This window comes from Massilia sp. UMI-21 (assembly GCA_015277795.1).
Classification (GTDB): domain Bacteria; phylum Pseudomonadota; class Gammaproteobacteria; order Burkholderiales; family Burkholderiaceae_D; genus Telluria.
On record CP063848.1, the window covers coordinates 1,479,100 to 1,499,443 of the forward strand.

Genomic DNA, 20,344 nt, shown 5'->3' on the forward strand with positions numbered 1-20,344 from the left:
AATGGCAAAGACGGCTGCAGATGTAATCCAACTCATCAAAGACAACGAAGTGAAATTCGTTGACCTGCGCTTCGCGGACACCCGCGGCAAAGAGCAGCACGTCACCGTTCCGGTCTCGCACTTCGACGAAGACAAGTTCGAATCGGGCCACGCCTTCGACGGTTCGTCGATCGCCGGCTGGAAGGGTATCGAAGCGTCCGACATGCTGCTGCTGCCGGACCCGAACACCGCCAACCTCGACCCGTTCATGGAAGAGACCACGCTGTTCATGCAGTGCGACGTGATCGAACCGTCGGACGGCAAGGGCTACGACCGCGACCCGCGCTCGATCGCCAAGCGCGCCGAAGCCTACCTGAAGTCGACCGGCATCGGCGACACCGCCTTCTTCGGTCCGGAACCGGAATTCTTCATCTTCGACTCGATCCGCTGGAAGATCGACATGTCGGGCTGCTTCGTGAAGATCGACTCGGACGAAGCCTCGTGGTCGACCGACCGCGAAATCGAAGGCGGCAACAGCGGCCACCGTCCGACCGTCAAGGGCGGCTACTTCCCGGTCCCGCCGGTCGACAGCTTCCAGGACATGCGCTCGGAAATGTGCCTGATCCTCGAATCGATGGGCATCCCGGTCGAAGTGCACCACCACGAAGTGGGCGGCGCCGGCCAGAACGAGATCGGCACCAAGTTCTCGACCCTGGTCGAGCGCGCCGACTGGACCCAGAACATGAAGTACGTGATCTGGAACGTGGCCCACAGCTACGGCAAGACCGCGACCTTCATGCCGAAGCCGATGAACGGCGACAACGGCTCGGGCATGCACGTGCACCAGTCGATCTGGAAAGAAGGCAAGAACCTGTTCGCGGGCGACGGCTATGCCGGCCTGTCGGAAAACGCGCTGTTCTACATCGGCGGCATCATCAAGCACGCCCGCGCCCTGAACGCGATCACCAACCCGGGCACCAACTCGTACAAGCGCCTGGTGCCGGGCTACGAAGCCCCGGTCAAGCTGGCCTACTCGGCACGCAACCGTTCGGCCTCGATCCGCATCCCGCACGTGGCGAACCCGAAGGGCCGCCGCATCGAGACCCGCTTCCCGGACCCGCTGGCCAACGTCTACCTGTGCTTCGCCGCGCTGCTGATGGCAGGCCTGGACGGCATCCAGAACAAAATCCACCCGGGCGAAGCCGCGACCAAGGACCTGTACCACCTGCCGCCGGAAGAAGACAAGCTGATCCCGACCGTGTGCGCCTCGCTGGAAGAAGCCCTGGAAGCACTCGACAAGGACCGCGAGTTCCTGACCCGCGGCGGTGTGTTCAGCGACAGCATGATCGACGCCTACATCGAGCTGAAGATGCAGGAAGTGCAGCGCCTGCGCATGACCCCGCACCCGGCCGAATTCGACATGTACTACTCGTCGTAATCGACGCGGCGAGCGCCTTGTCGCCCTTGCTGGCTTGAGTTTTTGCTTGAGTTTGTTGCTTAAGGGACTCAACGGCTGTAAGCCGGTGTAACAAATGCGGGGAAAGCGAGGGCTTTCCCCGCGTTGTTTTTGGGATCGGGTATAGTCGCGGTGGACTACACTTGGTGCACGTTTATTGTGCAAATAGATTTCTGATGGGAATGACAATCAGCTTCTTCCGACGTTTCGCCATGGTGCTGGCCACCGGCCTGGCGCTCCACAACGGCGCGCAGGCCCAGGGCATCGTCTATAAATGCGTGGACGAGCAGGGCCGCGTCGAATTCACCGACACCAGCCGCCGCGGCTGCAAGGCCCTCGACCTGCCGGGCTATGCGCCGCCGCCGCCGCCGCGCGCTTCGGCGCCGATTCCGGCGGTGCGTCCGATCAGCCCGCAGCCGCCGGCGGCAACCGCGAGCCCGGCCAGCTTCCCGCGCGTCGACACCGCCCAGCAGCGCGCGCGCGACGACGACCGCCGCGAGGTGCTCGAGGACGAGCTGCGCATCGAACAGAAGAAACTGCTTGAGCTGCGCCGCGACTTCAACAAGGGCGAGCCGGAACGCCAGGGCAACGAGCGCAACTACGCCAAGTACCAGGAGCGGGTCGCCTCGATGCGCGAGGAGATCGGCCGTACCGAGCGCAACATCGAAGCGCTGCAGCGCGAGATCAACAACATCCGATGAGCGCGCCGGGGACACCGTCGCGCTTCGCCGGCCTCGACCTGCTGGCCTCGAGCGTGCTGCTGCTCGGCCCCGCGGGCGAGGTGCGCTACGCGAACCCGGCGGCCGAGAACCTGCTCGAACTTTCGCTCAAGTCCTTGCAGCGCGCGCCGCTGCCCGAACTGTTCGCCAACGGCCATGAACTGGCCGCGCTGTGCGCCCAGGCGCTGGCGCACCAGTACGCCGACCTGCGCCAGGACCTGGTCCTGCAGCGCGCCGGGCGCGAACCCCTGCACGTCAACAGCATCGTCAGCGCGCTGGGGGAGGATGAACTCCTGATCGAGCTGCGCGAGAACGTCCAGCAGCTCAAGCTCGACCGCGAGGAACGCATCCTCGACCAGAGCCAGGCCAACAAGGAACTGATCCGCAACCTGGCGCACGAGATCAAGAATCCGCTGGGCGGCATCCGCGGCGCCGCCCAGCTGCTCGAGCTGGAGCTGCCGCCCCGCTACCAGCCAGACCTGACCGAATATACCCAGGTGATCATCAAGGAGGCCGACCGCCTGCAAACCCTGGTCGACCGCCTGCTGGCGCCGCACCGCAAGCCGCACATCGTGGGTGACGTCAACATCCACGAAGTGTGCGAGCGCGTGCGCAGCCTGATCCTAGCCGAGTTCCCGGCGGGCCTGTCCATCCGGCGCGACTACGATGCCTCGATCCCCGAGTTCAGGGGCGACATGGAGCAGCTGATCCAGGTAGTGCTGAACATCGCCCACAACGCCGCCCACGCATTGAAGGGGCGCATCGCGGCGGGCGACGCCGAGATCGTGCTGCGCACCCGCGTGGCGCGCCAGGTCACCCTGGCCAAGGTCCGTTATGGGCTGGCATTAGATTTGCATATCATCGACAATGGACCGGGCATCGCACCCGAGATCCGCGACCGCATCTTCTATCCGCTCGTCTCCGGGCGCGAAGGCGGCAGCGGCCTCGGGCTGACGCTGGCGCAGACCTTCGTGCAGCAGCACCTGGGTGTGATCGAGTGCGAAAGCCGGCCTGGACTGACGGATTTCCGGATCCTGCTGCCGCTGCCGTAGAAAACTGCGCAAGGGTAAGCGGGTTCTGCCGTGAGTCCCCGTTCATCCATATTGCGGGAAGCACGAACACATGAAACCAATCTGGATTGTCGACGACGACGCATCGATCCGCTGGGTGCTGGAAAAAGCCCTGGCGCGCGAAAGCCTGCAGACCCGCAGCTTCGCCAACGCGCAAGACGCGCTGGCCGCTTTCGAGCATGACACCCCGCAGGTGCTGGTGTCGGACATCCGCATGCCGGGCGAATCCGGCATCGAACTGCTGGGCGCGGTCAAGGCGCGCCATCCCGGCCTGCCGGTCATCATCATCACCGCGTTCTCCGACCTCGACTCGGCGGTTGCCTCGTTCCAGGGCGGCGCGTTTGACTACCTGGCCAAGCCCTTCGACATCGACAAGGCCGTCGCCCTGATCCGGCGCGCGCTGGAGGAGAGCCTGCGCGAAGCCAGCGTGGAAGCGGCGCCCGCCGAGACGCCCGAGATCCTCGGCCACGCGCCGGCGATGCAGGAAGTGTTCCGCGCCATCGGCCGCCTGTCGCAGTCGAACGTGACGGTATTGATCACGGGCGAATCGGGTAGCGGCAAGGAGCTGGTGGCGCGCGCCCTGCACAAGCACAGCCCGCGCGCCGCGCAGCCCTTCATCGCGCTGAACACCGCGGCGATTCCGAAAGACCTGCTGGAATCGGAACTGTTCGGCCACGAGCGCGGCGCCTTCACCGGCGCCCAGGCCATGCGGCGCGGCCGCTTCGAGCAGGCCGAGAACGGCACCCTGTTCCTGGATGAAATCGGGGACATGCCATTCGACCTGCAGACGCGTCTTCTGCGGGTGCTGTCGGACGGCCACTTCTACCGCGTCGGCGGGCACCAGCCGGTCAAGGCCAATGTGCGCGTCATCGCCGCCACCCACCAGAACCTGGAACAGCGCGTGCGCGACGGCCTGTTCCGCGAAGACCTGTACCACCGCCTGAACGTGATCCGCCTGCGCCTGCCGTCGCTGCGCGAGCGCAGCGAGGACATACCGATCCTGGCGCGCCACTTCCTGGTGCAGAGTGCACGCCAGTTGGGCGTCGAACCGAAGCGGCTGAGCGAGGGCGCGATGCGCTGCCTGGCCGGGCTCGAACTACCGGGCAACGTGCGCCAGCTGGAAAACCTGTGCAACTGGATTACCGTGATGGCCCCCGGCCAGACCGTCGAGGTGAAAGACCTGCCGCGCGAGCTGATCCAGGGCCAGGCGGCGCCCTCGGGCCAGCAGGCGCCGGAGCCGGCCGGCACGCCGCAGGCCGCCGCATCCCCGTCGGCCGCCGTGGCGCCGATCCTGCCCGAGGGCTGGATCGCGCTACTCGAACAGCAGGCTGCCGGCATGCTCAGCGCCGGCCAGGTGGACGTGATGGACACGCTCGGCCGCCAGTTCGAATCGGCCCTGATCAAGACCGCCCTCAAGCACACGCACGGACGCAAGAACGATGCCGCGGTGCGGCTCGGGATCGGCCGCAATACCATCACGCGCAAGATCGGCGAACTCGGCATCGATGGCGCACGCGAAGAGTAGCGCGCCCGGCGCGCGGGGGCGATGGTGTAAGCTGCGGCTTCATGCACTTACACCACCGCCATGCTGATTAACTGCGTCGCCTACCAGGAAGGCAAGAAACTGTCCGACATCGCGGTCGAGGACATCAGCGAACACCTGAAAGAACCCGGAACCTTCGTCTGGGTCGCCCTGCGCGATCCGGACCAGGCCGAGATCCTCACCATGCAGGAAGAATTCGGCCTGCACGAACTGGCGGTGGAAGACGCCGCGCGCGGCCACCAGCGTCCCAAGATGGAGGAGTACGGCGACTGCGTCTTCATGACCGTGCACATCATCGAGCTCGATGGCGACGAGATCAACGCCGGCGAACTGGCGATCTTCGCCGGCCCGAACTACGTGCTGTCGGTACGGCGCGACGCCAACCGCGGCTTCCTGGGCGTGCGCGCCCGCGCCGAGCGCGAGCCGCACCAGCTCAAGAAAGGTTCCGGATTCGTGCTGTACGCGCTGGTGGACGCGGTGGTGGACCGCTACTTCCCGGTGGCCGACATGCTCGAGTCCGAACTGGAGTCGATCGAGGACCACATCTTCGGCCAGCAAGGCGCGCAGCGCGGCAATGTCGAGCGCCTGTATGAGCTCAAGCGCAAGTCGCAGATCCTGCGCCATGCGGTGGTGCCGCTGATGGATGCGATCGGGCGCCTGCACGGCGGGCGCGTGCCCGGCGTGGTGATCGAGACCCAGGACTACCTGCGCGACGTCCACGACCACCTGCTGCGCATCCTCGGCCGGCTGGATGCGGTGCGCGACACCATCAACACCGCGATCCAGGTGACGCTGTCGATGGTGGCGATCGAAGAAAACGACATCAGCAAGAAGCTGGCTTCCTACGCGGCGATCTTCGCCGTGTTTACCGCCTTTGCCGGCATCTGGGGCATGAACTTCGAATTCATGCCGGAGCTGAGGTGGAAGTACGGGTACCCGGTGGCGCTGTGCACGATGGCCGGGGTGTGCTTCTACCTGTACCGGCGCTTCAAGAGGGCAGGATGGCTTTGATTACTTTACCCGGGTTCATCGGGCGCCTATGCTATTCATTGCAGGGCACTCTCTCGCATTGGCTTTACCGCGAAGCTTCGCTGGCACGGATCAAGAGAGTCGCTGAACTCACAGAGAATACTAAACCGCCGGCACTTAAATATCCTTAGTTAAGTCGACAAATATGTAGCTGGAAAATTTGAAATTGAAATTGAATTTGAATGCAGAGGGAGGGGGAAATATGGTCCAGTGGCCCCTCAACTGGCTACAGACCGGACCGGTTCTTGATTTGTCTAATGCGCGTTAATAGCTGCCCTCTGGGGGCAGGCAACTATTTAGACAGCAATCGTATTCTTCCACCTTAACATAAAACTCAGTTCTCACGCCCCACCACATAAACTTGTCGTTGTTAAAGCACGAGATTCCGCCTTCGCCCACAGGCGTCGTAAAAGTCGCATCTGAATAATAGACTGCCCGATATCCCTTATTGATTGCAGCATACCCAATACTAGTGATGCTGAAGAGGCTCGCAATGAGAGCGAGCATGAGAGTCTTACGTTTCATAGGTATTCCTTACTAGAGAAAATTTTACGAAACCATCTATTCACTATTGAGACGACTACTCCCAATAGCGTAAGGAATTGTATTCCACATATGCATGCCTCTCAATAGTGGATTCCATGCAGTATAAATAATCGTTCGAGCGTGCATGCCGACTGGTGAAGGCCAGAAGTGCGATATCAGCAGGGACTTTCCCTATTTACACCAATCACCGACATGTCATAGTCTTTCCAGGAGCCCCACGCAAACTTCGAGTTTATAGCGGAGCGCGAGACGAAATCTGACTTTAATGTTGCGCCGCCGACCATGATCGGTGAGCTTCTATCTCTCCCGAAGTTTCAACACTCCGACCCGATATCTGGACTTGGTTTTCCGAGAGTGGACGGGGAAATTTTGGGTAATTTTTCGGCTGAATCAGGTCTATATGTCAACGAACTCTCGCAAACTTCAAGTTCGTTCGATTGATAGGCGGTTGTTGACCGCTCACTTTTTGGCTGTGGCCGCTGCGCCGCCGCAGGCCACCACTACTAAGGCGATCGCCAGCCACTGCATCATTGTGAGCATCTCCCCAAGCACCACCCAGGCCGCGAGCGCCGCGAACGCCGGCCCGGCGCTCACCAACATGCCGAACACGCGGCGCGGCAGGCGCGCCAGCGCGGCCATCTCGAGGGTATAGGGCAGGGCGCTGGACAGCACCGCCACCGCCAGGCCGCCCGCCAGCACGGACGGCAGGAGCAGCGCGCCGCCGGCATGAAGCACGCCGACCGGCACCGTGAACAGCGCCGCCGCCAGCATGCCCCAGGCCACCGCCTGGCCGCCGTCGAGATGCGAGACGCGCTTGCCGAACACGATGTACATCGCCCAGCAGAAGGCCGCGCCCAGCGCATACGCCACCCCTAGCGGATCCAGGGGCGCCACGCCCGCATGCACCGGCGCCAGCAGCCACAGGCCAAAGGCCGCCAGCAGCACCCAGCCGAAGTCGCGCGCGCGGCGCGAGGACAGCACCACCACGCCGAGCGGACCGACCACCTCGATGGCGACCGCGATGCCGATCGGGATGCGCGCGAAGGCGCCGTAGATGAGCAGGTTCATGCAGCCCAGCATCAGGCCGTAGACGAGCAGGTTGAGCGCATCGCGCCGCGCCGGCAGGCGGCGCCACGGGCGCACGAGCGCGAGCATGATCAGCGCCGCCAGGCCGACCCGCACGGCGGTCACGCCCTGGCTGCCGACCAGCGGGAACAGGTGCTTGGCCCAGGCGGCGCCGGCGTTGACCGACACCATCGAGGCCAGGATCGCCAGGCCGGGACCGAGGGTCCCGCTGCCTGCCGGCGCACCTGCGATCGGTTTCACGCAGCCATCGCCAGCGCCACGGCTTCCGCCACGCGGATGCCGTCCACCGCCGCCGACATGATGCCGCCGGCGTAGCCCGCGCCTTCGCCGGCCGGGAACAGGCCGCGCGTGTTCAGGCTTTGCAGGTCGCCGTCATTGCGCTTGATGCGGATCGGCGAGGAGGTGCGGGTCTCGACCCCGGTCAGCACCGCGTCGTGCTTGTAGTAGCCCTTGATCTGCTTGTCGAAGGCGACGAAGGCTTCGCGCATCGCGACAATCGCGTAGTCGGGTAGCGAAGGCGCGAGGTCGGTTAGGTGCACCGCCGGCTTGAACGAGGGGACCACCGAGCCGAACTCCTTGGAGGCCACGCCTTTCACGAAGTCGCCCATCAACTGGCCCGGCGCGTCGTAGTTGGAGCCGCCGAGCACGAAGGCGCGCGACTCCAGCTCGCGCTGGAAGGCGATGCCGGCCAGCGGATGGCCCGGATAATCCTCGGGCGTGATGCCGACCACGATGGCGCTGTTGGCGTTGCGCTCGTTGCGCGAGTACTGGCTCATGCCGTTGGTGACCACGCGGCCTTCCTCGCTCGATGCCGCCACCACGGTGCCGCCCGGGCACATGCAGAAGCTGTACACCGAACGGCCGTTGGAGGCGTGGTGCACGATCTTGTAGTCGGCCGCGCCGAGCAGCTTGTTGCCGGCGTTCGGACCGAAGCGGCAGACGTCGATCAGCGATTGCGGGTGCTCCACGCGGAAACCGATCGAGAAGGGCTTGGCCTCGACGTAGACGCCGCGCTCGTACAGCAGCTCGAAGGTGTCGCGCGCGCTGTGGCCGATCGCCATCACCAGGTGGCGGGTCGGGATTTCTTCGCCGCTGGACAGGCGCACGCCCTGCACCTGGCGCACGCCGGCCTCTTCGCTCACGTAGATGTCGTCCACGCGCGTCTCGAAACGGATCTCGCCGCCCAGGGCCGTGATCTCGGCGCGGATCTGCTCGACCATCTTCACCAGGCGGAAGGTGCCGATGTGGGGCTTGCTCACGTACAAGATCTCTTCCGGCGCGCCGGCCTTGACGAACTCGGTCAGCACCTTGCGGCCGTAGTGCTTCGGGTCCTTGATCTGGCTGTACAGCTTGCCGTCCGAGAAGGTGCCTGCGCCGCCCTCGCCGAACTGCACGTTCGACTCGGTATTGAGCTTGCGCTTGCGCCAGAAACCGAAGGTGTCGACGGTGCGCTCGCGCACCACCTTGCCGCGCTCCAGCACCAGCGGGTTCAGGCCCATCTGGGCCAGGATCAGGGCCACGAACATGCCGCAGGGACCCATGCCGACCACCACCGGACGCGGCGTGCCCGGCGCCGGCCTGGCGGCGGGGACGAACTTGTAGCCGGTGTCGGGCGAGCGGCCGACGTACTGGTCCTGCTGGAAGCGCGCCAGCACCGCGGCTTCGTCGCGTAGCTCGACGTCGATCGCATAGATCAGCACGATGGCTGACTTCTTGCGCGCGTCGTAGCTGCGCTTGAAGACGGTGAAATCGACCAGGTCGGCGGCCTGGATGCCGAGGCGCGCCAGGATGGCTTCGCGCAGGGCGGGTTCCGGATGGTTGAGGGGGAGTTTGAGTTCGCTGATTCGGAGCATGGGAGTAATCGAAGAGGTTGCTGGCAATGCAACAAAAAGAGGAGCGGCCGGGAAGGCCGCTCAAACCGCTATTTTACCCAAGAGCCGGCGCCGGCGGGACGGCATCGCATTTTCCATCGGCCGATTTTGTTGCGGCGCGCAAACACGAACAAGCCTTTATATGCATCTACATTTGCACCAATGTTGTGCTTTTCCGCGCCACCGTGGTGCTGCGCTGCACTATGGTTGGTCGGGAAAAAAGCTAATGAAATCAATGTGTTGTTTCCATGCGTATTGACGTATTGAAAAGTTTGACTTGTCTATATATGCATGTTTCTATGTTGAAAGTTCACTACTTGTTGGTAGAAGGACAATCGTCGGCATGCAGTAGTCAGGACAGCGCTGCCGGCCTTCCATGATTCGTATAACAACCACAGCGGGCTCGCAGAATCGGCCCGCAATCATAGGATTCATAATATGTTGAAAAAGACCGTGTTGGCACGTGCCTTGGGCATCGCGTTTGCCGCCTCGCTTGGTTCCGTCGTCCTGGTGTCGGGCAGCGCCCACGCTGCCTCGAACTCGGCCGGCGACATCGTTGGCCGCGCCGCGGCAGGTACCGTGATCACGATCGAAAACAAGTCGATCGGCTTCACCCGCACCCTGACCGTCAACAAGAACGGCGACTACCAGCTGACCATGCTGGCTCCGGGCAACTACGTCGTGCGCGCCAAGCGTCCGGACGGTTCGATCGAGGAACGCACCGTGTCGGTCAATGCCGGCGAGGGCACTTCGGCCAACTTCGACGCCGCCACCAAGACCGTCGTCGTGACCGGCCGCCTGAGCCGCATCGACGTCAAGTCGCCTGAGTCGAGCCTGGTCCTGAACGAAGCCGCGATCGACCGCATCCCGGTGGCGCGCGACGTGACCGCCGTGGCCTTGCTGGCCCCGGGCGCGACCCGCGGCGACTCCCGTATCGGCCAGACCAGCCTGCGCGCCGGCAACGTGCCTTCGTTGGGCGGCGCTTCGCCGGCGGAAAACGTCTATTACATCAACGGCTTCAACGTCACCAACATGCTCAACGGCGTGGCGTTCAACCAAGCGCCGTTCGAAGCGATCGCACAGCAGCAGGTCAAGACCGGCGGCTACGGTCCGGAATATGGCCGTTCGTTGGGCGGCGTGCTGGCGGTCACCACCAAGCGCGGCACCAACGAGTGGAAGGGCGGCGCCAACGTCATCTGGACCCCGGTCGACCTGCGCGCCAAGTCGGTGTACACCGAAAAGAGCCCGACCAACGGTTCCTGGCTGCTGAGCGAGCGTCCGGGCGGCGTCGATGACCTGCAGGCCAACGTCTGGGCCGGCGGTCCGATCGTCCAGGACAAGCTGTTCATCTTCGGCCTGGTCCAGGGCGCCGATATCAAGCAGGAGACCTATGGCGCCAGCACCCTGACCGAAACGAAGAACAGCACCCCGCGCTACCTGGTGAAGGCCGACTGGAACATCAACGACAGCAATACACTCGAAGTCACCGCCTTCAGCGACAAGTCCAAGGACAAGGTCCGTACCTTCAACCTGGCGACGCCGTACCGCGAATCGCGCACCACCGAAAAGGCGCCGGACGAGTTCACCACGGGTGGCGAGAACTACATCGCCAAGCTGACGTCGTGGCTGACCGACGACTTCACCGTGTCCGCCCTGGCCGGCCTGGGCCGCTACAACAAGGGTGAAATCATCGGTTCGTCGACCTGCCCGTACATCGTCGATCGCCGCAAGGCGCCGGCGCGCCTGATCGGCTGCGGCACCAACACCGCGTTCAATGATCCGAACGCGATGGACGAGCGCCGCGCCTACCGTATCGATGCCGAGTGGAACCTGGGCGACCATGGCCTGCGTTTCGGCCTGGACAATGACGAATACAAGGTCATCAGCGGCAGCACCAGCACCGGCGGCGGCGTGCAGAATATCCGCACCCTGAACCCGGGCTCGAGCCTGGCAAGCGGCTACACCAACAACACCGGTGCGGCCTTCGACTACGTCGATGTTCGCTTCTTCCAGAACGGCGGCGCCTTCACCACCAAGAACGCGGCCTATTACCTGGAAGACAACTGGCAGGTCACCAAGAACGTGGTGGCGAACATCGGTATCCGTAACGAATCGTTCGAGAACCTGAACGCTGAAGACAAAACCTTCATCAAGGTCAAGAACACCTGGGCGCCGCGCCTCGGCCTGAGCTGGGACGTCAAGGGCGACCAGTCGATGAAGATCTTCGCTAACGCCGGCCGCTACTACATCCCGGTCATGTCGAACACCAACGTCCGCCTGTCGGGCGCTGAGCTCGACTACACCGACTACTTCCGCTACACCGGCACCAACACCAGCGACGCCTTCCAGCGTCCGATCCTCGGCGAGCAACTGGGCGAGCGTGTGGTGAGCTCGAACGGCGAAGCGGGCGATCCGCGCTCGGTGGTCGACCCCAACATCAAGCCGATGTACCAGGACGAGTTCATCGTCGGCTTCCAGCAGGCCCTGGGCAACCGCTGGTCGGTCGGCGCCAAGGTCACCCACCGCAAGCTGCAGAGCGTGATGGACGACATGTGTAACGGTCCGGGCGCCGAACAATGGGCGCTGGCTAATAACTACAGTGCCGATCAGGCCGCGATCATCGGCGGCGCGATCGACCACTGCTTCCTGTACAACCCGGGCGGCGACCTGACCGCGAACATCGACCTGGAAGACGGCAAGGGCTTCACCCAGATCACGATTCCAGCAGCTTCGCTCGGCTTCGAGAAGCCGGTGCGCAAGTGGACCGCGCTCGAGTTCACCTTCGAGCGTGCCTGGGACGGCGTCTGGAACCTGCAGGGTTCCTACGTCTGGGCCAAGTCGCGCGGCAATACCGAAGGCTACGTCAAGTCGGACATCGGCCAGGACGACGCCGGCATCAGTCAGGATTGGGATTACCCAGGCCTGATGGAAGGCGCCTATGGCTACCTGCCGAACGACCGCCGTCACACCCTGAAGCTGTTTGGCGCCTATCAGGTGACCCCGGAATGGCGTCTCGGTGCGAACGCGATCGTTCAGAGTGGCCGTCCGGTGAACTGCATCGGCTACTACGCGGGTAACCTGGACGAAGTGTCGATCTACTACCGCGCAGCATCGTTCTGGTGCAACCGCGAGCTGAACCCGCGCGGCACGCTCGGTAACCTCGAGTGGACCCGTGAACTGGGCCTGCAGGCGACCTACCAGCCGAAGTGGCTGAAAGGTACGACCTTCAGCGTTGATGTCCTGAACGTCTTCAACGAACGCGGCGTGACTTCGGTAGAAGAGGCCGGCGAATCTGCACTGGGTACGCCGAACCCGACCTACCTGCAGCCGCTGTCGCTGCAGACCGGCCGCAGCTTCCGCTTCATGGCGCAGTACGAGTTCTGATTCCCAGGCTCTTTTACTGCTGAAGCCGCCTTCGGGCGGCTGCCGAGATACTCCCCCTTCACCCTATAAGCTTCCAGGCTTATAGGGTGTTGTTCTTTCCGGCCCAGGCCTGGGACCGGTTCTGCGCTCTCTCTTTAGGAGGAGAGTGTGAAATATGCATGTCAATAAGCGTTGTGATTGCGCAACGCTTCAGCAGGGCGGCGGTGCCCGTTCCAGGGCTGCACATGCATATGCGGTCCATGACCATCGGCCAGGGCGTGACATATGCAGATGTCACCTTCGTCATTACGTCAATTCCGGCCAATCTGCCATCTTCTCGCGCGAAACGCGCGTATCCGCCCGATTGCCAGTCCCCTTTCCCGGCGCCCGGTCCGGTCGCCGGCACGCTGCTTGTCAGCCGTGTTAGCGGCGAATGCGGGGGGCGTGACACTCATACCTATCCGTGTTCAATTGACACTTTTCTGGGCGCCATGGTTCCATATATTTACTTGAATAACATTTTCCATTTGACCGTTATTCGAGGCTACACGTCCTAGATGTCCAGGCACGGAAGAATATTGCTGTTAAAAAACGGCGATATACAGACGTAGCGTTATATGCATGTTTCAGCCCTTCAACCCCCCGGCCGCCACCAGCGCAGCCGGGAGCGCGCAGTCGGCGCAGGGTTTGCAGGAGACGGCCGTTGCGCGGGTGAGCCCTGCGGGCGGTGGCACAAAACCATCCAAGAAAAGCCAAGAAGGAGAAGTACCCATGACGTTCAAATTGAAGTCGCTGCCGTTCGCGGTCGCATCGGTGATCGCCAGCGGCGCACTGGTCGGCGCCGCTCCGGCATTCGCGCAAACCGCCGCCGCCGAAGGCGCATCGCCGCAGCGCGTGGTCGTTACCGGCTCGCTGATCAGCCGGGGCGACCTGGAAACCCCGAGCCCGATCCAGGTGATCACCGCCGAAGAAATGGCGAAGACCGGCAAGACCTCGGTTGCCGAAGTCCTGGCCGAGCTGGCGGCCAACGGCCAGGGTGCGCTCGGCACCGGCTTCCCGGGCGCGTTCGCGAACGGCGCATCCGGCGTTTCGCTGCGCGGCCTGACCGTCGGCCTGACCCTGGTGCTGATCGACGGCCATCGCATGGCTTCCTATCCGCTGTCGGACGACGCGCAGCGTTCCTTCGTCGACGTCTCGAACATTCCATTCGACCTGGTCGATCGCGTCGAGGTCCTGAAGGGTGGCGCTTCGTCGATCTACGGCTCGGACGCGGTTGCCGGCGTGGTCAACATCATCCTGAAGAAGAACTTCAACGGCCTGCGCCTGAACGCGGAAGCCGGCAATGCCCAGCACGGCGGCGGCAATACCAAGAAGGCCTCGATCACCACCGGCTATGGCGACCTGGGCGAGCAGGGCTTCAACGTGTTCGGCAGCATCGAGTACCGCGACGGCGAAGGCATCCGCCTGTCGCAGCGCGACGACCGCGAGTGGGCCAACGGCGACTACCGCGCGCGTGGCGGCTACGACCTGCGCCGTGGCGTGCCGACCCCGCTGAACAGCTTCGTCACCCCGACCAGCGTTCCCTTCCTGTACAACCCGGCCGGCCCGGGCGGCGCCAACAACGCGGCCAACTTCCAGTTCCTCGATCCGAGCTGCAACTACCAACTCTACCGCGCCGGCCAGTGCGTGGTGCGCGACGTCTGGTCCTGGATCCAGCCGCCCTCGGACAACCTGAACATCCTGGTGGGCGGCACCAAGCGCCTGAGCGACGACTGGACCCTGTCGCTGAAGGCGTCGATGTTCGAGCGCCACAGCCAGAACAACCGCGGCACCCCGACCACCTATTCGCCGAGCACCTTCGCCGGCTTCACGACCTATAACAACGGCGTGCTGACCCCGGGCGTCGGCCGCATCGCCGACACGCGCCTGCCCGCCAACCACCCGCTGAACAAGCTGGGCGCACCGGCCCGCCTGTACGGCTATGTGACCGAAGCCGGCGCCGGCATCCAGTCGGACAATACCTCGCGTGCCACCCGCTACGCGGCCGACCTGACCGGCTCGGCGCTGGGCTGGGACGTCAACGCGGCGCTGGGCTACAGCAAAGTCAAGACCGAGATCGACTACGCCGGTTACGTCAACCGTGCGGCGCTGATCAACGGCGTGCTGAACGGCAGCTACAATCCGCTCGGCGGCAACTCGCCCGGCGTGCTGGCGAACGTGATCCCGCGCTTCTCGAACACCCTCGAGTCCGACCTGACCTACTTCGACATTTCGGGCAGCCGCGAGCTGATGCAGCTGGGCGAAGGCGCGCTGAAGATGGCGGTGGGCGCCCACTGGCACAGCAAGGAGCAGAACTCGCCTGCCTCGCCGCTGACGGCCAACGGCGTCGTGGCCAATACCTCGGCCTTCGTGTTCGGCGAAGAGAAGAACACCGCGGTGTTCGCGGAGATCAGCGCGAATCCGCTCAAGGCGCTCGAGCTGAACCTGTCGGCCCGTTACGACCACTACGACACCTACGGCAATTCGTTCACGCCGTCGGCCAAGTTCAAGTGGACCCCGACCCGCCAGTTCGCACTGCGCGGTTCCTTCGACAAGGGCTTCCGTGCGCCGAACGCGTCGGAAGTGGGCAATGCCGGTTCGTTCTTCCTGTTTAACGGTATCGACGATCCGGTCCTGTGCGCCGACGGCAACCGCAACACCGCAGGCAATGTGCCGGCAGCCTGCGGCATCCAGCCGACCTACGTGCAGACCACCGAAGCCGATGTCGAGCCGGAAAAGGCCAAGAGCTACACCCTGGGTGTGATCCTGGAACCGGTGCCGGGCCTGTCGGCAACGCTCGACTACTACCGCATCAAGATGACCGGCCAGATCACCTCGGCCGTGTCGGTGCCGGGCTTCACGCCGAACTGGGTGCGTAACCCGGCCGTGCCGACCGATATCGCCGACGGCAACGGCGGCACCGTCGTCGGTACCCCGTCGGTCGGTTTCATCGCCTACGGTCCGACCCCGTACGTCAACCTGGGCGGCGTCGAGACGCACGGCCTGGAACTGGACGTGTCCTACCGTTACCGCATGGGCGCCATGGGCAACCTGCGTGCCGGCCTGAACATGACCCACATGATCGGCTACGAGATCGACACCGGTACCGAGAAGCTGCAGCTGGCAGGCACGCACGGTCCTTCGGCGGTCGGCGGCAACACCGGCAATCCGAAGAACCGCGCCAACCTGACGCTGGGCTGGGACCGCGGTCCGCTGGCCATCACCACCACCGTGAACTGGGTCGACAAGTACTCGGCGCTCGACCCGTCGGTCGGCGCGCTCGACTGCGCCACCGCCGCACACGACGTGGCAGGCCGTACCATGTTCGACCTGAACGGCATGCCGGCGTCGTACTGCACCATCCGTTCGTTCACGACCACGAACCTGAACGTGACCTACAAGCTCAGCGATAACCTGACCCTGAAAGGCACGATCCTGAACGTGTTCGACCGTGAACCGCCGATCGACGTGGCGACCTACGGCTCGGCAGGTAACAACCTGAGCCAGTACAACTCGGCCATGCACCAGGCGGGCGCCATCGGCCGCTACTTCAGCCTGGGCCTGAACTACACGTTCTGATCGCCCATTGGCCGACCACCCCGGTACGCTTGCGCGTGCCGGGGTTTTTTCTCGTCCGTCAGGGGGCGGCCTTGCCCATGCCGTCCCACAATCCGCCCAGCATCGCCAGCGCCGCCAGTGCCGCGGTTTCGGTGCGCAGCACGCGCGGGCCGACCGATAGCGCCAGTGCGCCCGCGGCCAGCGCCGCATCTTCTTCTTCATGGCTGAAACCGCCTTCCGGGCCCACCATCAGGGTCAGCGGCTGCGGGCCGTTCTGCTTCGCCCACTCCGCCAGCGACAGCTCTGCCCGCGGGCTCAGCAGGATGCGCAGGGAGGACGAAGGCGAGGGCGCCGCCAGCCAGCGGCCGAAGTCGAGCAGGGGATCGAGCCGTGCCAGCCGGTTGCGCCCGCACTGCTCGGACGCCGCTTCGATCACGCCCTGCCAGTGGGCCTGGCGTTTCTCGGCGCGCTCGCCCGACAGGCGCACCACGCTGCGCTGCGCCGCCAGCGGCTGCACCGCGGCCACGCCCAGCTCGACCGCCTTTTCGATGATCCAATCCATTTTCGTGCCTTCCGGCAACCCCTGGGCCAGGGTGAGGGCATACGGCAGTTCGACCTCGATGGCCTGGTGGGTGTCGACCCGGGCGCTGGCGCGCCGCTTGCCGACCTCGAGCAGGGTGGCCTGGACCTGGCCGCCTGCGCCGTTGAACAGGGTCAGCGCCGCGCCCGGTTGCAGGCGTACCACGTGCAGGTGGTGGGCGACGGCTTCCGGCAGGTCGATGACGGCGCCTTCGGTCAAGGGCTGGGGGCAATAAAAACGGGGCATGCGGCGCTCTTGGACAATGATCAAGCCTGCATTTTAATTCGGCACCGCAGCAGCCGGTAGAGCGTGGTCTGCTAAAATACCGGGTTACGGGCATTGCATCGCCGCCGCTTTCCAATCCAGACCTTCGTACCTTCATGAAATCTACGCAAACCACCACCCTGATGGCCAACGCGATCCGCGCGCTGGCGATGGACGCCGTCCAGAAAGCCAACTCGGGCCACCCGGGCATGCCGATGGGCATGGCCGAGATCGGCGTCGCGCTGTGGGACAAGCACTACCGCCACAATCCGGCCAATCCGGGCTGGTTCAACCGCGACCGTTTCCTGCTGTCGAACGGCCATGGTTCGATGCTGCACTATGCGATGCTGCACCTGGCCGGCTACGACCTGACGATGGACGACCTGCGCGATTTCCGCCAGCTGCACTCGAAGACCGCAGGCCACCCGGAAGTCGGCATCACCCCGGGCGTGGAAACCACCACCGGCCCGCTGGGCCAGGGCATCGCCAACTCGGTCGGCATGGCGCTGGCCGAGTGGCTGCTGGGCTATGAATTCAACCGCCCGGGCTACGACGTGGTCGACCACTACACCTACGCCTTCCTGGGCGACGGTTGCCTGATGGAAGGCATCTCGCACGAAGTGGCGTCGCTGGCCGGCACCCTGCGCCTGAACAAGCTGATCTGGCTGTACGACGACAACGGCATCTCGATCGACGGCCGCGTGGAAGGCTGGTTCACCGACGACACCCAGAAGCGTTTCGAGGCCTACGGCTGGAACGTGATCCCGAAGGTCGACGGCCACAACGTCGCCGCCGTCTCGGCAGCCATCGAGCAGGCGAAACAGTCGGATCGTCCGACCCTGATCTGCTGCAAGACCATCATCGGCAAGGGCGCCCCGAACCTGGAAGGCGGCGACAAGGTCCACGGCGCCCCGCTGGGCGACAAGGAAATCGCGGCCGTGCGCCAGCACCTGCTGTGGGATCCGATCCCGTTCGACATCCCGGGCGAGATCTACGAAGCCTGGGACGCGAAAGCGCGCGGCGCCGCGTTCGAAAACGAATGGAACGCCAAGTTCGCCGAATACCGCGGCGCACACCCTGAGCTTGCCGCCGAATTCGAGCGCCGCATGAAGGGCGAGCTGCCGGCCAACTTCAATGAAGTGCTGGATGCCGCGATCGCCTCGTGCGTGGAAAAGAAGGAAACCATCGCCACCCGCAAGGCTTCGCAGAACGCGATCCAGGCCCTGGCGCCAAGCATGCCGGAATTCCTGGGCGGCTCGGCCGACCTGACCGGCTCGAACCTGACCAACTGGAAGGAATCGGTGGCGGTGCGCTCGGGCATCCCGGGCAACCACATCAACTACGGCGTGCGCGAATTCGGCATGGCCGCGATCCAGAACGGCGTCGCCCTGCACGGCGGCTTCATCCCGTTCGGCGCGACCTTCCTGACCTTCTCGGACTACAGCCGCAACGCGCTGCGCATGGCCGCGCTGATGAAGATCCGTTCGCTGTTCGTGTTCACCCACGATTCGATCGGCCTGGGCGAAGACGGCCCGACCCACCAGTCGGTCGAGCACGTCTCGTCGCTGCGCCTGATCCCGAACCTGGACAACTGGCGTCCGTGCGACACCGTCGAGTCGGCCGTGGCCTGGGGCGCGGCGGTGCAGCGCAAGGATGGTCCGTCGACCCTGATCTTCTCGCGCCAGAACCTGCCGTTCATGGAGCGTGACGGCGCTACCGTCGCCAACGTGGCCAAGGGCGGCTACGTGCTGCGCGACGCCGGCGACGCAAAAGTCGTGCTGATCGCCACCGGTTCGGAAGTCGAGCTGGCCATGAAGGCCGCCGACGCGCTGGCAGGCGAGGGCATCGCCGCGCGCGTGGTCTCGATGCCGTCGACCGACGTGTTCGAGCGCCAGGACGCGAGCTACAAGGCGAGCGTGCTCCCGCGCGGCATTCCACGGGTGGCCATCGAAGCCGGCGTGACCGATTTCTGGTACAAGTACGTGGGCCTGGAAGGCGCCGTGGTCGGCATCGACAGCTTCGGCGAGTCGGCGCCGGCGCCGGTGCTGTTCAAGCACTTCGGCTTCACCGTCGAGAACGTGGTGGCCAAGGCCAAGGGCGTCATCGCGGCGTAAAGCGTTTCAGCGGGCTGCCTCTCGGCGGCCCGTTGTCCATTTGCGGTACGAAAAAAGTTTTTTTCTATAATCAGGAGCTAAGCAATGACGATCAAAGTTGCAATCAACGGTTATGGCCGCATCGGCCGCAACATCCTGCGCGCCTTCTACGAAGGTGGCAAGAAGCAAGACATCCAGATCGTGGCGATCAACGACCTCGGCAACGCCGAATCGAACGCCCACCTGACCCGCTACGACACCGCGCACGGCAAGTTCCCGGGCACTGTCACGGTCGAAGGCGACAACATGATCGTCAACGGCGACAAGATCCGTGTGTTCGCGCAGCGTAACCCGGCCGAGATCCCATGGGGCGAGTTGCAGGTGGACGTGGTGCTCGAGTGCACCGGCTTCTTCACCACCAAGGAAAAAGCCTCGGCCCACCTGAAGGGCGGCGCCAAGAAGGTCATCATCTCGGCCCCGGGCGGCAAGGACGTCGATGCCACCATCGTGTTCGGCGTCAACCAGGACGTGCTGAAGTCGACCGACACCGTCATTTCGAACGCATCGTGCACCACCAACTGCCTGGCCCCGCTGGTCAAGCCGCTGCACGACGCCATCGGCCTGGAAACCGGCCTGATGACCACCGTGCACGCCTACACCAACGACCAGGTGCTGACCGACGTGATGCACGAAGACCTGCGCCGCGCCCGTTCGGCCACCCAGTCGATGATCCCGACCAAGACCGGCGCCGCCGCCGCGGTCGGCCTGGTGCTGCCGGAACTGAACGGCAAGCTGGACGGCTTCGCGATCCGCGTGCCGACCATCAACGTGTCGATCGTGGACCTGTCCTTCATCGCCAAGCGCGACACCACCGTCGACGAAGTCAACCAGATCATGAAGTCGGCCTCGGAAGGCGCATTGAAGGGCATCCTGACCTACAATACCGACCCGCTGGTCTCGGTGGACTTCAACCACAACCCGGCTTCGTCGAACTTCGACGCCACGCTCACCAAGGTGTCGGGCCGCCTGGTGAAGGTCTCGTCGTGGTACGACAACGAGTGGGGCTTCTCGAACCGCATGCTGGACACCACCGTGGCGCTGATGAACGCCAAGTAATCCGGCAGCGCGCAGCACGAAAAAAAACCGGC

General features: G+C 64.2%; 13 protein-coding genes. 10 read left to right on the plus strand and 3 right to left on the minus strand.

All coding sequences use genetic code 11. The features are described 5' to 3' along the window. Position 1: 1 nt before the first annotated feature. From glnA to corA, 5 genes are all read left to right on the plus strand, one after another. Positions 2-1,417 carry a type I glutamate--ammonia ligase gene (gene glnA / locus IM543_06595; GenBank protein QOY95522.1) on the plus strand — a complete coding sequence of 472 codons (1,416 nt, stop codon included), beginning with the start codon at positions 2-4 and terminating at the stop codon, positions 1,415-1,417. A 200-nt stretch (positions 1,418-1,617) separates the two neighbouring features. Further along, positions 1,618-2,136, plus strand: coding sequence for a DUF4124 domain-containing protein (locus IM543_06600; GenBank protein QOY96549.1), 519 nt, complete (start codon positions 1,618-1,620; stop codon positions 2,134-2,136). Further along, the gene (locus tag IM543_06605) at positions 2,133-3,206 is read left to right on the plus strand and encodes a PAS domain-containing sensor histidine kinase (GenBank protein QOY95523.1); all 1,074 of its coding nucleotides are present in this window, start codon (positions 2,133-2,135) and stop codon (positions 3,204-3,206) included. Before IM543_06600 ends, IM543_06605 begins: the two co-directional genes overlap by 4 nt. A gap of 70 nt (positions 3,207-3,276) precedes the next feature. Further along, on the plus strand, positions 3,277-4,749 hold the full coding sequence (ntrC, locus tag IM543_06610; protein ID QOY95524.1) for a nitrogen regulation protein NR(I): 1,473 nt from the start codon (positions 3,277-3,279) through the stop codon (positions 4,747-4,749). 60 nt (positions 4,750-4,809) lie between these two features. Continuing rightward, positions 4,810-5,778 (plus strand): magnesium/cobalt transporter CorA, encoded by a 969-nt coding sequence (gene corA, locus IM543_06615; protein QOY95525.1) that lies wholly within the window; start codon positions 4,810-4,812, stop codon positions 5,776-5,778. A 1,023-nt stretch (positions 5,779-6,801) separates the two neighbouring features. Here corA and IM543_06620 read toward each other — a convergent pair. Together IM543_06620 and IM543_06625 are read right to left on the minus strand one after the other, a co-directional pair. Further along, positions 6,802-7,599, minus strand: coding sequence for an EamA family transporter (locus tag IM543_06620; GenBank protein QOY96550.1), 798 nt, complete (start codon positions 7,597-7,599; stop codon positions 6,802-6,804). A gap of 65 nt (positions 7,600-7,664) precedes the next feature. Beyond that, positions 7,665-9,281, minus strand: a complete 1,617-nt coding sequence (locus IM543_06625) for an NAD(P)/FAD-dependent oxidoreductase (protein QOY95526.1) — start codon at positions 9,279-9,281, stop codon at positions 7,665-7,667. A 26-nt stretch (positions 9,282-9,307) separates the two neighbouring features. Between IM543_06625 and IM543_06630 the strand changes: the two genes are divergently transcribed. The 3 genes from IM543_06630 (at position 9,308) to IM543_06640 (ending at position 16,280) form a co-directional block, all read left to right on the plus strand. Then, positions 9,308-9,526 carry a hypothetical protein gene (locus tag IM543_06630; GenBank protein ID QOY95527.1) on the plus strand — a complete coding sequence of 73 codons (219 nt, stop codon included), beginning with the start codon at positions 9,308-9,310 and terminating at the stop codon, positions 9,524-9,526. Between the two features lie 211 nt (positions 9,527-9,737). Continuing rightward, positions 9,738-12,683, plus strand: coding sequence for a TonB-dependent receptor (locus tag IM543_06635; protein QOY95528.1), 2,946 nt, complete (start codon positions 9,738-9,740; stop codon positions 12,681-12,683). Between the two features lie 750 nt (positions 12,684-13,433). Then, positions 13,434-16,280, plus strand: a complete 2,847-nt coding sequence (locus tag IM543_06640; protein QOY95529.1) for a TonB-dependent receptor — start codon at positions 13,434-13,436, stop codon at positions 16,278-16,280. A 58-nt stretch (positions 16,281-16,338) separates the two neighbouring features. Here the strand turns inward: IM543_06640 and IM543_06645 are convergent, their stop codons facing one another. Beyond that, positions 16,339-17,085, minus strand: a complete 747-nt coding sequence (locus IM543_06645) for a 16S rRNA (uracil(1498)-N(3))-methyltransferase (GenBank protein ID QOY95530.1) — start codon at positions 17,083-17,085, stop codon at positions 16,339-16,341. Between the two features lie 134 nt (positions 17,086-17,219). On the opposite strand from IM543_06645, the gene tkt reads away from it, so the two are divergent. Beyond that, complete coding sequence (gene tkt / locus IM543_06650; protein QOY95531.1) at positions 17,220-19,217, plus strand: transketolase; 1,998 nt, start codon at positions 17,220-17,222, stop codon at positions 19,215-19,217. A gap of 84 nt (positions 19,218-19,301) precedes the next feature. Then, the gene (gene gap / locus IM543_06655) at positions 19,302-20,312 is read left to right on the plus strand and encodes a type I glyceraldehyde-3-phosphate dehydrogenase (GenBank protein QOY95532.1); all 1,011 of its coding nucleotides are present in this window, start codon (positions 19,302-19,304) and stop codon (positions 20,310-20,312) included. Positions 20,313-20,344: the final 32 nt, after the last annotated feature.

Bases quoted from the DNA above. Each gene is read 5' to 3' on its own strand.
- glnA (QOY95522.1), top strand. From the start codon at position 2: ATGGCAAAGACGGCTGCAGATGTAATCCAACTCATCAAAGACAACGAA.
- IM543_06600 (QOY96549.1), top strand. From the start codon at position 1,618: ATGACAATCAGCTTCTTCCGACGTTTCGCCATGGTGCTGGCCACCGGC.
- IM543_06605 (QOY95523.1), top strand. From the start codon at position 2,133: ATGAGCGCGCCGGGGACACCGTCGCGCTTCGCCGGCCTCGACCTGCTG.
- ntrC (QOY95524.1), top strand. From the start codon at position 3,277: ATGAAACCAATCTGGATTGTCGACGACGACGCATCGATCCGCTGGGTG.
- corA (QOY95525.1), top strand. From the start codon at position 4,810: ATGCTGATTAACTGCGTCGCCTACCAGGAAGGCAAGAAACTGTCCGAC.
- IM543_06620 (QOY96550.1), bottom strand. From the start codon at position 7,599: ATGGTGTCGGTCAACGCCGGCGCCGCCTGGGCCAAGCACCTGTTCCCG.
- IM543_06625 (QOY95526.1), bottom strand. From the start codon at position 9,281: ATGCTCCGAATCAGCGAACTCAAACTCCCCCTCAACCATCCGGAACCC.
- IM543_06630 (QOY95527.1), top strand. From the start codon at position 9,308: ATGCAACAAAAAGAGGAGCGGCCGGGAAGGCCGCTCAAACCGCTATTT.
- IM543_06635 (QOY95528.1), top strand. From the start codon at position 9,738: ATGTTGAAAAAGACCGTGTTGGCACGTGCCTTGGGCATCGCGTTTGCC.
- IM543_06640 (QOY95529.1), top strand. From the start codon at position 13,434: ATGACGTTCAAATTGAAGTCGCTGCCGTTCGCGGTCGCATCGGTGATC.
- IM543_06645 (QOY95530.1), bottom strand. From the start codon at position 17,085: ATGCCCCGTTTTTATTGCCCCCAGCCCTTGACCGAAGGCGCCGTCATC.
- tkt (QOY95531.1), top strand. From the start codon at position 17,220: ATGAAATCTACGCAAACCACCACCCTGATGGCCAACGCGATCCGCGCG.
- gap (QOY95532.1), top strand. From the start codon at position 19,302: ATGACGATCAAAGTTGCAATCAACGGTTATGGCCGCATCGGCCGCAAC.